We start from the raw sequence: 13,527 nt of genomic DNA, 5'->3' as shown, positions 1-13,527 counted from the left end.
TCCGGGAGATTCAACAGCCGCCTATTGCTCGACGGCGTAGCATGAGATTTTCTTCCGCTTCAGCGCATCGCAGGCCTTCCAGGCGGCGTCCTTAGAGCCGAAGCCGCCGAAGCGGGCGCGGTAGTAGGTGGTGCCGTCCTTGTCGAAGGCGACGGTGAAGCCCGATGCGTCAGCCAGGATCCTCGGCGCCTGCTTGGAGGTCTGCTCGATCAGGCTCTGAGCTCCCGATTTCGTGGGCGAGGATGCGACCTGAACCACCCAGCCGGATGGCACCGATGACGTCTTGACCGGGTCGATCTCCGGCGCGGCAGGTGCTGGTTCGGCATAGGCTGTGACCGCCTGGGATGTGGTCTCCTGGGATTTGGGAGCCGGCGCCATGGCGGCCACTGTCTTCACCTTCTTGACCTGGATCACAGGTTTGGTCTCCTCGGCGACCTGCTCGGTGTCGTCCTCACTGTCGTCGGCCGAGGCTACGACCGCGTCATCAGCTGCCGGCTTTGCGTCCGGAGTCGGGGCGTCATGCTTCGGCAACAGGATCTTGGCCAGCGTCTTGATCGGATTGTCACCGCCCTTGGCAATGAGATCGCCGCCGCCGCGCGTCGAAGCACGCGGCAGGTAGGTGTTGATCAGCGCGGCCATCTGATTGTCGCGGCTGCGGCCGGAAGCGCCACCCATCACCACCGCGACCAGGCGGCGGTCGCCGTCGGCAACGGAGGAAACCAGGTTGTAGCCCGAAGCGCGGGTGTAGCCGGTCTTGATGCCGTCGACGCCCTTGATGCGGCCAAGCAGACGGTTGTGACCGTTGATGCGCTGGCGGCCATACAGGAACGAGCGCTGCGAGAAATAGCCGTAATATTGCGGGTAGTGCTCGCGCAGCGCGATGCCTAGCATCGCCATGTCGTGCGCCGTGGTGAACTGGCCGGGGTCGGGCAGGCCGTTGGCGTTGCGGAAGACGGTGCCGTTCATGCCGAGCTGACGCGCCTTGGCCGTCATCATGCGGGCGAAATTGTCCTCGCTGCCGCCGAGCATTTCGCCGAGTGCGGTCGCCGAGTCGTTGGCAGACTTGGTCACGATCGACAGGATCGCGGTCTCGACCGGAACCGAGCCGCCGGCGCGCACGCCGAGCTTGGTCGGTGCCTCGGCGGAGGCATGCGCGGAAAACGGAACCGGCGTGTTGGTGCTGATCCTGCCTTTCGCCAGCGCCTCGAAGGTGAGGTAGAGCGTCATCATCTTGGTGAGCGAAGCCGGATAGCGCCGACCGTTGGCGTCGGCCGAATAGAGCACCTTGCCGGTCTTGGCATCGACTACGATGGCCGAGGACCTCGCAGCCATCGCCGACGCCACATCCGCAACGACAACCGTCACCGCGACCGCAGCGATCATGATTGCCTTGAGGGAGAAAGATCTGGAGACGAATCCCGACAACGCCTGACGCACCGCTACTACCCTGAAATTTTCGTTGCCCCGGAGGCGGCAGAGGGAGTGCCTGCCCCGCTTTCAGCCAAGCTATCGCGCCCAGCGTTACCAATCCGTTTATGGTAACCGGCGCGTTCACCATTTTTCGGCAAATCGAGCTTCTCTTTAATCGAATTTTACCGGCCGGCGCTGCTGAAGCCCCTGCGTGCCAAGGGATTCTTGACTTTTGTGCGTCGCACAATATGTTGAGGTGCATTGCACAAGGGCGCCCGGGGCTAATGGGCGTTTCAACCAAGGGAAGAATGAAATGACCCAGACCCATGAGGACTTCACGAAATACGGCAAGGAGTTCGCTGACACCGGGCTGAAGAGCTTCGCCTCGCTCACCAAGGGCGCGCAGGCGATTGCCACCGAGGCCGGCGAATACACCAAGAAGAGCTTCGAGGCCGGCAGCGCCGCCTTCGAGAAGCTGTTCTCGGCCAAGTCGATCGAGAAGGCCGTCGAGATCCAGACCGACTACGCCAAGCAGAGCTATGAGAGCTTCGTGGCCGAGGCCAGCAAGATCGGCAATCTCTATGCCGAGCTTGCCAAGGAAGCCTACAAGCCGTTCGAATCGGTCGTCGCCAAGGCGAAGTAATTTCGCCCGATCACATCCGACAAGGCCAACCGGCCAATCGAAGAGGCCCGGTCGCGGAAACGCGGCCGGGTTTTTTCGTGCCCGATCGCAACCCTATGCACCTTGCAGCATTCACGATTGAGAAATTCGCTGAGGTTTGCCCACCTAGCCATATTGTCAGCTAAACAGAAGGGCTTAAAATCGTTCATCGAGAACCTACATGTTGAACTCGCATGAGGATTCGAAAAGGCTGGACTACGTGACGATCGGTTTGACTGCCACGGTAGGCGTGGTGCGAATGCAAAGTGACGGAGACCGCAACGATCCCGGTCGCGGCACCGCTGTCATCACGCGCACCAAAACCAAGACCAAGAAGCCCAGTCTCTACCGGGTCCTCATTCTGAACGACGACTACACGCCCATGGAGTTCGTCGTTCACGTCCTGGAGCGCTTTTTCCAGAAGGACCGCGAGGCCGCGACACGCATCATGCTTCATGTTCATAATCATGGAGTGGGCGAGTGCGGTATCTACACATTCGAGGTGGCCGAGACCAAAGTGTCCCAGGTCATGGATTTCGCCCGACAGAATCAGCATCCGCTGCAATGCGTGATGGAGAAGAAGTGAGGTAACATGCCGGCTTTCTCCCAAGGCCTGGAAAAGGCGCTACATCAGGCGCTGACATTCGCCAACGAGCGGCATCATGAGTATGCGACGCTCGAACATCTGCTGCTCGCCCTGATCGACGACACCGAGGCGGCCGCCGTAATGCGCGCCTGCAACGTCGATCTCGACGAGCTCAAGCATACGGTTCTCACCTATATCGATACCGAGCTCGACAACCTCGTCACCGGCTACGACGAGGATTCGAAGCCGACCGCCGGCTTCCAGCGCGTCATCCAGCGCGCCGTGATCCATGTGCAGTCGTCCGGCCGCGAGGAAGTGTCCGGCGCCAACGTGCTCGTCGCCATCTTCGCCGAGCGCGAAAGCCACGCTGCCTATTTCCTGCAGGAACAGCAGATGACCCGCTACGACGCGGTCAACTACATCTCGCATGGCATCGCCAAGCGCCCGGGCGCTTCGGAATCGCGCACGCCGCGCGGCGCCGAGGACGAGCAGGGCGGCCAGAACGGCGCCGAGCCGCAGGAAGAGGGCGGCAAGAAGAAGCAGCAGGACGCGCTGACGGCCTACTGCGTCAACCTCAACAACAAGGCACGGGCTGGCAAGATCGACCCGCTGATCGGCCGCGACAGCGAGATCAACCGCACCATCCAGGTGCTGTGCCGCCGCTCCAAGAACAATCCGCTCTATGTCGGTGATCCTGGCGTCGGCAAGACGGCGATCGCCGAAGGCCTCGCCAAGCGCATCGTCGAGGGCGATGTGCCGGAAGTGCTGCAGGATGCCACCATCTTCGCGCTCGACATGGGCACGCTGCTGGCCGGCACCCGCTATCGCGGCGACTTCGAGGAGCGGCTGAAGCAGGTCGTCAAGGAGCTCGAGGACTATCCGGGCGCGGTGTTGTTCATCGACGAGATCCACACCGTGATCGGGGCGGGCGCCACTTCGGGCGGCGCCATGGATGCATCGAACCTTCTGAAGCCGGCGCTGTCGTCCGGCGCCATCCGCTGCATCGGCTCGACCACCTACAAGGAGTTCCGCCAGTTCTTCGAGAAGGACCGCGCTTTGGTGCGGCGCTTCCAGAAGATCGACGTCAACGAGCCGACCATCGAGGACGCCATCGAGATCATGAAGGGCCTGAAGCCCTATTTCGAGGAGTTCCACAAGGTCCGTTACACGAGTGAAGCCATCAAGGCCTCGGTCGAGCTCTCGGCGCGCTACATCAACGACCGCAAGCTGCCGGACAAGGCGATCGACGTGATCGACGAGACCGGCGCCTCGCAGATGCTGGTGCCGGAGGCCAAGCGCAAGAAGACGATCGGCATCAAGGAGATCGAGGCGACGATCGCCACTATGGCGCGCATCCCGCCGAAGACGGTCTCGGCTGACGACGAGAAGGTGCTGCAGGGGCTCGACATCGAGCTGAAGCGCGTCGTCTACGGCCAGGATACCGCGATCACGGCGCTGACCTCGGCGATCAAGCTGGCGCGCGCCGGCCTGCGAGAGCCGGAGAAGCCGATCGGCTCCTATCTGTTCTCGGGCCCGACCGGCGTCGGCAAGACCGAAGTGGCCAAGCAATTGGCTGCCTCGCTCGGCGTCGAGCTGATCCGCTTCGACATGTCGGAATATATGGAGCGCCACACCGTTTCGCGGCTGATCGGCGCGCCTCCCGGCTATGTCGGCTTCGACCAGGGCGGGTTGCTCACCGACGGCGTCGACCAGCATCCGCATTGCGTGCTGCTGCTGGACGAGGTCGAGAAGGCGCATCCGGACCTGTTCAACATCCTGTTGCAGGTGATGGACCACGGCAAGCTGACCGACCACAACGGCAAGCAGATCGACTTCCGCAACGTCATCTTGATCATGACCACCAATGCGGGTGCGTCGGATGCGCAGCGCGCGGCGATCGGCTTCGGCTCGACCAAGCGCGAAGGCGACGACGTCGAGGCGATCAACCGGCTGTTCACGCCGGAGTTCCGCAACCGTCTGGACGCGATCATCCCGTTCGGTTCGCTGCCGGTGCCGGTCATCCATCAGGTGGTGCAGAAGTTCGTCATGCAGCTCGAGGCCCAGCTCTCCGAGCGTGGCGTCACCTTCGACCTGTCGCCGGACGCGATCGCCTGGCTGGCCGACAAGGGCTATGACGAGCGCATGGGTGCGCGGCCGCTCGGCCGCGTCATCCAGGAGCACATCAAGAAGCCGCTGGCCGACGAAGTGCTGTTCGGCAAGCTCAAGAAGGGCGGCACGGTGCGCGTCACCGTCGAGAAGAAGGAGACCGGCGAGTCCGGCCTGAAGCTCGAATCGCTCGCCGACGAGTCGCCCGTGCAGCCGAAGAAGGAAGAGCCGGAAGACGCGCCGAAGGCGAAGAAGGCGGTGGCCAAGAAGCCGGTCGCCAAGAAGGCCGTCGCGCAGAAGCCGGAGCCCAAGGGCAAGGACGATCCCAAGGGCAAGGATGGCAACAAGCGCAGCCTGGTGCCGCAACTGCCGCGCAAGGGCTGACAAGCGCTCGCTTGAAATACAAAGGCCCCGGAAACGGGGCCTTTTCGTTGGAGAGGCCGCTACTTGGAAGCCGGACAGATCATCATACTCAACGGTCCGCCGCGCTCGGGAAAGTCGAGCATTGCCGCGGCGATCCAGGAGACATTCGATGGCGTGTGGATGAATCTCGGCGTCGACGCCTACGCGCATGCCACGCCGCCGCGGCTGCGACCGGGGATCGGCCTGCGTCCCGGCGGCGGCGAGCGCCCCGACATCGAGGCCTTCGTGCCGGTCCTCTATGCCGCGCTTTACGACGCAATGGCGGCCCACAGCCGACTGGGGCTCAATGTCGTTGCCGATATCGGCCACCATGATGCGTATTCCAGACCGCTGAACATCCTTCCCGAATGTGCCCGGCGCCTGGCCGGCCTGCCGGTGCTGTTCGTCGGCGTCCGCTGCCCGATCGACGAGGTCTTGCGACGGCGCGCCGCGGGCGGGGCTGACACAACATATGTGACAGGATCGGACGACGATCCCGTACCGCTGCCCGTCCGCCTCTGGCAGGAGGAGGTACACAAGCCTGGCCTCTACGATCTGGAAGTCGATACGTCGCTGCTCAGCCCGCAAGGCTGCGCGGAGTCGATAAGGGAGAGGATTATCGCGCCACCGGAGCCAACGGCTTTCCAGGCATTGGCGAAATTGCCTGCCGGCTAGAGCGTTTCACCGTTTCACGGAAACGGCGAACCGCTCTATCTCTTTGTTTTGACGCAATTCCGGGCGGAAGGCTACGGCGAGGACGCCGAGCCTGACCGTTACACACTTTTCCTGGAATTGCTCTAACGGCTGTCAGATCAGTTTTCCAGTGCTGCCCGGATCTTGCCGGCATTCTCGGCAAGCACTTCCGGCTTCTCCATCTGGCCGGAATGCGGCTTCAACGGCACGCCGTCGAAGCGCGGAACGACGTGGACATGGAGATGGTAGACTGTCTGTCCGGAGGCCGGCTCGTTGAACTGCATGATGGTGACGCCGTCGGCGTTGAAGGCCTTTTTCACCGCCACCGCCATTTTCTGTACCACGGCAAACAACGGACCGAACGTTGCCGGGTCGGCGTCGAGGATGTTGCGCGACGGCGCTTTCGGCACCACCAGCGTGTGGCCGGTTCCCTGAGGCATCACGTCCATGAAGGCGACGACCGCGTCGTCCTCATAGACGCGGTGCGAAGGGATCTCGCCGCGCAGGATTTTCGCGAAGATGTTGCCGGGATCATAGGCTTGGGCCATGTCGGGCTGCTCCCAATTGCATTCGCCGTCCGGTTTAGCGAAGCCGCCGGTGGGCGGCAAGGCGCTCAGGCGAGATCCACCATGCCCGCTTCGACGAGAGCCCGATGGAAGCGTTTCTTGCGCAACGACTCGCTTGCGAAATAGGGCGCGGCACAGTCCGCCAAAGGGTTCGCAGTGCTGTCGGCCGCTCTCGACAGGGCGCGGCCGAGGCGGCTATTCCTCCAGGTCCTTGCGGAAGGGTGTGTGCCCTTCGAGATATTCGCCCATGCGTTCGACTTCGCGCCGCTCGCGCCTGAGATAGTCGGCAACGGCATTGCGCAAGCCGGGATGCGAAATGTAGTGCGCCGAGTGCATGGTCACCGGCCGGTAGCCGCGCGCCAGCTTGTGCTCGCCCTGCGCGCCTGCCTCGACCACCTTGAGCTTGCGCTCGATGGCGAAATCGATCGCCTGATGGTAGCAGACCTCGAAATGCAGGAAGGGGTGGTCTTCGATGCAGCCCCAATTGCGGCCGTAGAGCGCGTCGGAACCGATGAAGTTGATGGCGCCGGCGATGTAGCGGCCGTTCCGCCTTGCCATCACCAGAAGGATGTCGTCGGCCATGCGCTCGCCGATCAGCGAGAAGAACTGCCGATTGAGGTAGGGCCGGCCCCATTTGCGGCCGCCGGTATCCATGTAGAAGGCGTAGAAATCGTCCCAGGCGCTTTCGGTGATGTCCTTGCCGGTCAACCAGTCGATGCCGATGCCGTCGGCCAGCGCCTCGCGACGCTCCTTCTTCATCGCCTTGCGCTTGCGCGAGGCAAGCGTGGCGAGAAAATCGTCATAGTTCGAAAAGCCTTCGTTGAAGAAATGGAACTGCTGGTCGGTGCGATGCAAGAATCCAGCCGCTTCCAGCGTCGCGACATCGGGCTCGTTGGCGAAGGTGACATGCGCGGACGAGACTCCGAGCTTGTCGGTCACAAGTTTCAACCCCTCCGCCAGGCCGGCCCTTACGGCACCCTCATCCTGGCCTTTGCCGACCAGCAGGCGGGGGCCGGTGACTGGCGTGAACGGCACCGAGCACTGCAGCTTGGGGTAATAGTGGCCGCCGGCGCGCTCGAAGGCATCCGACCAGCCATGGTCGAAGACATATTCGCCCTGACTGTGCGATTTGAGGTAACAAGGGACGGCGCCGAGAAGCCTGCCTTGCGCGGTTTCCAGCCGCAGATGATGACCCTGCCAGCCGGTGCGCCGGACAGCGCAGCCGGAATCTTCCAGGGCGCTTAGAAAGGCGAATGAAACCAGTGGATTGTAGCCGTTTTCTGTGTCGCTGCGCGTGGTTCCGGCAAAGCCGTTCCATTCCTCGCAGGTGAATGCGCCAATGCCTGCCGCGACGCGGATCGCATAATCCGCGTTCGCTGCCCGTCCATCGTCGTCGTCGCCTTGATCCATGCGGCTTATTTAAGCGTCCTCGGGGCTGCTGCAAGTCACGTTTCAGCGCACGTCCAAGAGCATGATGCCGAAAAGTGCGAAGCGGTTTCGGGCCGGATCATGCTCTCTCTCTAGATTGATTTAGTGGGGGATCAGATTTCAGGTCGAAACGGCCTGAAATCATCCGGCTCTAGGCAACCTTCACCGGCTCGGGTTCGAAACCCTCGAAGGTCATCTGGTCGGCATATTTGAAGGTGAGGTCGACCGCCGGCTGGTCATGCACGGTCCAGGTTATGACGGGCATTTTCAGCTTTTCGCGCACGAAGCTGACGAAGGGGTTCGGCAGGTCGCCGGCGGCATAGGACGTGAAGGCGAGGTCGTGCGCAAGCATGGAAAAATGCGCCTCGATAAGCTGGTTCTCCTTGCCGTAAGCGGTCAGCCCGCCCGGTATGCCCGGCGCGTCCTTGGCGAAATCGCGGATCAGCCAGTGATCGAACGACATGATCGCGACCTTGCCCTGATAGCGCTTGAGCAATCTGCCCACGCTTGCCACAAGGCCTGCGTCATGTCCGGGAACGCCTTTCAGCTCCACCACCAGCGGCACGCGGCCATCGATCAGGTCGAGCGCTTCCTTGAGCGTCGGCAGATGGTCTTCGGTGCCGCCGATCTTGAGGGTCGCCAGCTCGGCCGCGCTGCGTTGCCAGACAAATCCGTCATGCCCGGTCAGCCGCTTCAGGTCGCCGTCATGGATGATGACCGGGATGCCGTCGGACGAGATATGCACGTCGCATTCGATGGCATAGCCGCGCTCGGCCGCCGCGGCGAAGGCCGACAGCGTGTTTTCCCAACGCGTCTTGTTCATGTCGTGGAAGCCGCGATGCGCAACAGGCCGCGCAATCAGCCAGGACAGGTCGGTCATCTCAAGCCTCACTCGACTTCGAAGATCGCTTCGATCTCGACCGCTGCGTTGAGCGGCAGCGAGGCGGTGCCGACGGCGGAGCGGGCGTGCTTGCCGCGTTCGCCGAGGGCTGCGACCAGGAAGTCGGAGGCGCCGTTGGCGACAAGATGCTGCTCGACGAAGTCAGGCGCGGAGGCGACGAAGACGGTGATCTTGACCAGGCGGCGGATCTTTTCGAGATCGCCCAGCGCCGCCTTGGCCTGCGCCAGGATGTTGATGGCGCAGAATTTAGCACCTTCCTTGCCGGCGGTGGTGTCGATGTCGCGGCCGAGCAGCCCGCTTGCCTGCAGCTTGCCGTCCTTCAGCGGCAGCTGGCCGGCAGTGAACAGCGTGTTGCCGGTCCGGCAATAGGGCACATAATTGGCGGCGGGCGCGGCGGCGGCCGGAATGGTGACGCCAAGATCGCTTAGCCGCTTTTCGATTGTTTCGCTCATTGGTTTTCCCTATTGCTGGAAGGCGCCGCGTTGGCCGGGCCGAAATTGCTATTTTTGCCTCGCTTCCGCCACGACTTTTTTTAAGCTGGACCATCTTTCCCTGCGGTCTGCCTCGCGGCCGCGACGATCGGAGCAACGCATGCGCGCAACGCGCCTTTTTCTAGCCGCCGCTTGTCTTTCGGCGGCACTCCCGATGGCGCCCGCCCTTGCGGTGCCCGCGCTGCAGGCGCACCGCGCCGTCTACGATCTCACGCTCAGCAAGGCCTCCGACCGCTCGGGCATTACCGGCATCACCGGCCGCATGGTCTATGAGTTCAATGGCTCGGCCTGTGAAGGCTATACGGTCAAGTTCCGTTTCGTCACCCAGATCGCCACCAATGACAACACCAGGCTGACCGACCAGCAGACGACGACTTTCGAGGACGCCGAAGGCAAGACCTTTTCCTTCGTGACGAAATCCTTCGTCGACCAGAACCTCGACAAGGAGGTGAAAGGCATGGCCACCAGGGAACCGAAGGGCCTCAAGGTCGATATCGACAAGCCCGAGAAGGGCAGCCTCGAGCTCGCGGCCACGCAGTTCCCGACCCAGCATCTGGTCGAGCTGATCGGCAAGGCCGAGAAGGGCGAGAATTTCTACCAGACCAATTTGTTCGATGGCTCCGAGGACGCCAACAAGGTGATGACCACCACCGTCATCGTCGGCAAGAAGACGGATGCGGAAAAGACGGATCCGGAAGCGCCGGCGCTGGCCAAGCTCGCTTCCGACAAATACTGGCCGGTCGACATCGCCTATTTCGACGATACCGGCAAAGGTGGCGAGGAGGTGCCGGAATACCGGATCAGCTTCAAGCTGCACGAGAACGGCATCACCCGCGACCTCGTCATGGACTATGGCGACTTCTCGATGACCGGCAAGCTGGTCAACCTGTCGCTGTTCGATCAGACCAAGCCTTGCCCGGCTTCGAAGTAGCAACGCTCTGACGGCAAGCGGCCGGGTTGCGAGCCTGGCCGCGACACGCCATGTGAGGGAATCATGGAGTGCGGTGCGCCTGATGGCGGTCTATGTCGATGCGGCGATCTGGAAATGGGCCGGCCACCGCTGGTGCCATCTGCTGGCCGACGACACCGATGAGCTGCATCGCTTCGCCGCCGAGCTTGGCCTCAAGCGCTCCTCCTACGAAGGACCGCCCAAGACATCGGCGCCGCATTACGATATCACCGGCTTCGAGCGCGACCGGGCGGTTCGGCTCGGCGCCATCGAATGCAGCCGCGAGGAAATCGTCGCGGTCTTTCGCCGCGTCAGGGTCCCGAACGGCAAGATAAAACGCTGACCGCGCGGATCGCCGCACGCTGAAGCGTTTTCCCGGCTTGCGTTTATGAGACTTCCCCTCTATATGCGCGCTCATTCCACACACGGACTTTGGTGTCTGCCCGGGAGAAATCCGGCTGAAACCTCCGGTGGCATCAGGACATAAGTCCGAAATGCCTGTGTCCGTGGAGGCCAACCGGAAAGGAACTAAAGAATGGCTCTGCCAGATTTCAGCATGCGCCAGCTTTTGGAAGCTGGTGTTCACTTCGGCCACCAGACCCACCGCTGGAACCCGAAGATGGCGCCCTACATCTATGGCGCCCGCAACAACATCCACATCGTCGACCTGTCGCAGACGGTGCCGCTGCTGCACCAGGCTCTGAAGCAGGTGTCCGACACCGTTGCCAAGGGCGGCCGCGTGCTGTTCGTCGGCACCAAGCGCCAGGCGTCCGACATCGTTGCCGACGCCGCGCAGCGCTCGGCCCAGTACTATGTCAACTCGCGTTGGCTGGGCGGCATGCTCACCAACTGGAAGACGATCTCGAACTCGATCCAGCGCCTGCGCAAGCTCGACGAGACGCTCTCCGGCGAGGCCCAGGGCCTCACCAAGAAGGAGCGCCTGAACCTCGACCGCGAGCGCGAGAAGCTCAACAAGGCGCTGGGCGGCATCAAGGACATGGGCTCGACGCCGGACCTGATGTTCGTGATCGACACCAATAAGGAAGCGATCGCGATCCTCGAGGCCAAGCGTCTCGGCATTCCGGTCGTGGCCATCATCGATTCGAACTGCGATCCGGACAAGATCGACTTCCCGATCCCCGGCAACGACGACGCGGCCCGCGCCATCCAGCTCTATTGCGATCTGATCGCCAAGGCGGCCATCGACGGCATCGCCCGCCAGCAGGGCGCGCTCGGCGTCGACATCGGCGCTTCGGCCGAGGCTCCGGTCGAGCCGGCGCTCGACACCCCGGCCCCTGAAGCTCCGGAAGCTTGATAAGGAAGGCCGGTACCGGCCTTCATCTTTCCAATAAATTGGCGCGCTAAAGCGCTTCTGCCGAGCGCATCATCGAGTCCCGATGGTGCGTCGGCGCATTTGAAACAAAGAGGCGACAATGAGCATTTCGGCTGCACAGGTCAAAGAACTCCGCGACTTGACCGGCGCGGGCATGATGGACTGCAAGGCGGCGTTGAACGAAACCAACGGCGACATGGAAGCGGCCGTCGACTGGCTGCGCAAGAAGGGTATCTCGAAGGCCGACAAGAAGGCCGGCCGCACTGCCGCCGAGGGCTTGATCGGCGTCGATTCCGGCGTTCGTGAAGCCGCTGTCGTCGAGGTCAATTCCGAGACCGACTTCGTGGCCCGCAATGCCGCCTTCCAGGAAATCGTCGCCAACGTCGCCAAGGTCGCGCTCGCCTATGGCTCGACCGAGGCTGTTGCCGCGGCCAAGTATCCGGGCTCCGACAAGTCGGTCACCGACACCATCAAGGACGCGGTCGGCACGATTGGCGAGAACATGGGCTTCCGCCGCTCGGCCAAGCTCACCGTGCCGCACGGCGCGGTGGCGACTTATGTCCACAACGCCGTCGCCGACGGCCTCGGCAAGCTCGGCGTTCTGGTCGCGATCGAGACCACCGGCAACGAGCATGCGGCGAACGCCTTTGGCCGTCAGGTCGCCATGCATGTCGCCGCCACCAACCCGATGGCGCTGACCACGGAAGAGCTCGATCCGGCAGCGGTCGAGCGCGAGAAGGCGATCTTCGCCGACCAGGCGCGCCAGACCGGCAAGCCGGAGGCGATCATCGAGAAGATGGTCGAGGGCCGCCTGCGCAAGTTCTACGAAGAGGTGGTGCTTTTGAAGCAGGCCTTCGTGCTCAATCCCGACATCACCGTCGAGAAGGCGCTGAAGGATGCCGAGAAGGAGATCGGCGCTCCGGCCAAGATCAGCGCCTACCTGCGCTTCGCGCTCGGCGAAGGCATCGAAAAGGAAACGACCGATTTCGCGGCGGAAGTCGCGGCGGCAGTCAAGAAATAGCCCGAAGCAAAAGCAAGGCTACAGAGCTCAGGCGACTCGGTCGGGTGTCCGCATGGATGCCCGGCCGATTTCTTGTGCGGTATCGATGAAGGCCCTGAGCTTCGGCGCCATCGACGCGCGGCGCGGGAAGTAGAGGAAGAGGCCCGGCTCCTCGATCGCCGTCTTCGGCAGGATCTGGACCAGACGCCCGGCGGCGAGATCGGCGCGTACCAGCGGCTCGAACACATAAGCGAGCCCGACACCGGCCAGCGCAAGGTCAATGGCGCCAAGCGAATCGGTGACGACGGCCGTGCCGCGCGTCTCGATGACGATATCCTTGCCGTCCTCGTGCAGATCCCAGCGATAGAGACCGCCGGCGCGGACAAGCCGGTAGCCGATGCAATTGTGGTTCGCGAGGTCGGCCAGGTTGCGTGGACGTCCGCGCTTTCCGATGTAAGCGGGCGAAGCGACGATCACGGCCTTGAACGGCGGCGTCATCCTGACCGTGATCATGTCCTGTGCGATCATTTCGCCCAGCCTGATGCCGGCATCAAAACCTTCGCCGACGATGTCGACCAGTCCCTGCTCGGCGAAAACCTCGACCGTCACATCGGGATAGCGCTCGGCCATGGCCGCCACGACAGGCGTGACCGCCAGGGGGATCGCGATGTTGGAGGCGTTGATCCTGAGCAGGCCGGACGGCCGGCCCTTGATGCCGCGGATGCGGTCCATCCGCTCGGCAATGTCCTGCAGGGCAGGGGCCGCCGTCTCCACCAGCGCCTTGCCGGCTTCTGTCAGTGAAACGCTGCGCGTCGTGCGCGCGAAAAGCGGCTGGCCGATACGCTCTTCCACCAGCCGCACGGCATGGCTGACGGCAGACGGGCTCATGCCGAGCTCGGCCGCGGCGAGCGCAAAGCCGCCACGCCGCGCCACGGCGACGATGACTGGCAGATGCGTGAGCAGATCGCGGTCCATTCATGAGCGATATCGCACAGTCTTTG

General features: G+C 63.0%; 14 protein-coding genes. 8 read left to right on the top strand and 6 right to left on the bottom strand.

What is annotated here, in order from left to right; translation table 11 throughout:
• Positions 1–21: 21 nt before the first annotated feature.
• Complete coding sequence (locus tag YU3_RS0110775; RefSeq protein ID WP_027166249.1) at positions 22–1,437, bottom strand: D-alanyl-D-alanine carboxypeptidase; 1,416 nt, start codon at positions 1,435–1,437, stop codon at positions 22–24.
• 286 nt (positions 1,438–1,723) lie between these two features.
• Here YU3_RS0110775 and YU3_RS0110770 point away from each other — a divergent pair, with 286 nt between their 5' ends.
• From YU3_RS0110770 to YU3_RS0110755, 4 genes are all read left to right on the top strand, one after another.
• Entirely contained in the window at positions 1,724–2,053 is a 330-nt protein-coding gene (locus YU3_RS0110770; RefSeq protein ID WP_027166248.1) for a phasin family protein, read from the top strand.
• A gap of 277 nt (positions 2,054–2,330) precedes the next feature.
• Entirely contained in the window at positions 2,331–2,657 is a 327-nt protein-coding gene (gene clpS / locus YU3_RS0110765; RefSeq protein WP_036258315.1) for an ATP-dependent Clp protease adapter ClpS, read from the top strand.
• Positions 2,658–2,663: 6 nt separating this feature from the next.
• The gene (clpA, locus tag YU3_RS0110760; protein ID WP_027166246.1) at positions 2,664–5,147 is read left to right on the top strand and encodes an ATP-dependent Clp protease ATP-binding subunit ClpA; all 2,484 of its coding nucleotides are present in this window, start codon (positions 2,664–2,666) and stop codon (positions 5,145–5,147) included.
• A 63-nt stretch (positions 5,148–5,210) separates the two neighbouring features.
• A complete protein-coding gene (locus tag YU3_RS0110755) occupies positions 5,211–5,840 on the top strand; it encodes a chloramphenicol phosphotransferase (protein WP_027166245.1) in 630 nt (209 codons plus the stop codon).
• A gap of 137 nt (positions 5,841–5,977) precedes the next feature.
• Here the strand turns inward: YU3_RS0110755 and YU3_RS0110750 are convergent, their stop codons facing one another.
• The 4 genes from YU3_RS0110750 to YU3_RS0110730 all read right to left on the bottom strand — a co-directional run bounded on the left by YU3_RS0110750 (position 5,978) and on the right by YU3_RS0110730 (position 9,205).
• Positions 5,978–6,406 carry an HIT family protein gene (locus YU3_RS0110750; RefSeq protein ID WP_027166244.1) on the bottom strand — a complete coding sequence of 143 codons (429 nt, stop codon included), beginning with the start codon at positions 6,404–6,406 and terminating at the stop codon, positions 5,978–5,980.
• Positions 6,407–6,619: 213 nt separating this feature from the next.
• The gene (locus tag YU3_RS0110740; protein ID WP_027166243.1) at positions 6,620–7,834 is read right to left on the bottom strand and encodes a GNAT family N-acetyltransferase; all 1,215 of its coding nucleotides are present in this window, start codon (positions 7,832–7,834) and stop codon (positions 6,620–6,622) included.
• 169 nt (positions 7,835–8,003) lie between these two features.
• Positions 8,004–8,732: a glycerophosphodiester phosphodiesterase gene (locus YU3_RS0110735; RefSeq protein ID WP_027166242.1), complete on the bottom strand. Its 729-nt coding sequence runs from the start codon at positions 8,730–8,732 to the stop codon at positions 8,004–8,006.
• A gap of 8 nt (positions 8,733–8,740) precedes the next feature.
• The gene (locus YU3_RS0110730) at positions 8,741–9,205 is read right to left on the bottom strand and encodes a RidA family protein (RefSeq protein WP_027166241.1); all 465 of its coding nucleotides are present in this window, start codon (positions 9,203–9,205) and stop codon (positions 8,741–8,743) included.
• A gap of 139 nt (positions 9,206–9,344) precedes the next feature.
• Here YU3_RS0110730 and YU3_RS0110725 point away from each other — a divergent pair, with 139 nt between their 5' ends.
• The 4 genes from YU3_RS0110725 (at position 9,345) to tsf (ending at position 12,547) form a co-directional block, all read left to right on the top strand.
• Positions 9,345–10,175: a cell envelope integrity EipB family protein gene (locus YU3_RS0110725; RefSeq protein WP_027166240.1), complete on the top strand. Its 831-nt coding sequence runs from the start codon at positions 9,345–9,347 to the stop codon at positions 10,173–10,175.
• Positions 10,176–10,257: 82 nt separating this feature from the next.
• Positions 10,258–10,536 carry a DUF4031 domain-containing protein gene (locus YU3_RS0110720; RefSeq protein WP_027166239.1) on the top strand — a complete coding sequence of 93 codons (279 nt, stop codon included), beginning with the start codon at positions 10,258–10,260 and terminating at the stop codon, positions 10,534–10,536.
• Between the two features lie 192 nt (positions 10,537–10,728).
• Positions 10,729–11,508 carry a 30S ribosomal protein S2 gene (gene rpsB, locus YU3_RS0110715; RefSeq protein ID WP_027166238.1) on the top strand — a complete coding sequence of 260 codons (780 nt, stop codon included), beginning with the start codon at positions 10,729–10,731 and terminating at the stop codon, positions 11,506–11,508.
• Positions 11,509–11,626: 118 nt separating this feature from the next.
• Positions 11,627–12,547 (top strand): translation elongation factor Ts, encoded by a 921-nt coding sequence (gene tsf, locus YU3_RS0110710; protein ID WP_027166237.1) that lies wholly within the window; start codon positions 11,627–11,629, stop codon positions 12,545–12,547.
• A 27-nt stretch (positions 12,548–12,574) separates the two neighbouring features.
• Here the strand turns inward: tsf and YU3_RS0110705 are convergent, their stop codons facing one another.
• Positions 12,575–13,501, bottom strand: coding sequence for a LysR family transcriptional regulator (locus YU3_RS0110705; RefSeq protein WP_027166236.1), 927 nt, complete (start codon positions 13,499–13,501; stop codon positions 12,575–12,577).
• Positions 13,502–13,527 lie beyond the last annotated feature (26 nt).

The sequence above is a fragment of the Mesorhizobium sp. WSM3224 genome (genome assembly GCF_000427725.1).
Lineage (GTDB): Bacteria > Pseudomonadota > Alphaproteobacteria > Rhizobiales > Rhizobiaceae > Mesorhizobium.
Note: the sequence above shows the minus strand (reverse complement) of the source record. Positions and strands in the feature narration are given on the sequence as shown.

Bases quoted from the DNA above. Each gene is read 5' to 3' on its own strand.
- YU3_RS0110770 (WP_027166248.1), top strand. From the start codon at position 1,724: ATGACCCAGACCCATGAGGACTTCACGAAATACGGCAAGGAGTTCGCT.
- clpS (WP_036258315.1), top strand. From the start codon at position 2,331: ATGCAAAGTGACGGAGACCGCAACGATCCCGGTCGCGGCACCGCTGTC.
- clpA (WP_027166246.1), top strand. From the start codon at position 2,664: ATGCCGGCTTTCTCCCAAGGCCTGGAAAAGGCGCTACATCAGGCGCTG.
- YU3_RS0110750 (WP_027166244.1), bottom strand. From the start codon at position 6,406: ATGGCCCAAGCCTATGATCCCGGCAACATCTTCGCGAAAATCCTGCGC.
- YU3_RS0110740 (WP_027166243.1), bottom strand. From the start codon at position 7,834: ATGGATCAAGGCGACGACGACGATGGACGGGCAGCGAACGCGGATTAT.
- YU3_RS0110735 (WP_027166242.1), bottom strand. From the start codon at position 8,732: ATGACCGACCTGTCCTGGCTGATTGCGCGGCCTGTTGCGCATCGCGGC.
- YU3_RS0110730 (WP_027166241.1), bottom strand. From the start codon at position 9,205: ATGAGCGAAACAATCGAAAAGCGGCTAAGCGATCTTGGCGTCACCATT.
- YU3_RS0110725 (WP_027166240.1), top strand. From the start codon at position 9,345: ATGCGCGCAACGCGCCTTTTTCTAGCCGCCGCTTGTCTTTCGGCGGCA.
- YU3_RS0110720 (WP_027166239.1), top strand. From the start codon at position 10,258: ATGGCGGTCTATGTCGATGCGGCGATCTGGAAATGGGCCGGCCACCGC.
- rpsB (WP_027166238.1), top strand. From the start codon at position 10,729: ATGGCTCTGCCAGATTTCAGCATGCGCCAGCTTTTGGAAGCTGGTGTT.
- tsf (WP_027166237.1), top strand. From the start codon at position 11,627: ATGAGCATTTCGGCTGCACAGGTCAAAGAACTCCGCGACTTGACCGGC.
- YU3_RS0110705 (WP_027166236.1), bottom strand. From the start codon at position 13,501: ATGGACCGCGATCTGCTCACGCATCTGCCAGTCATCGTCGCCGTGGCG.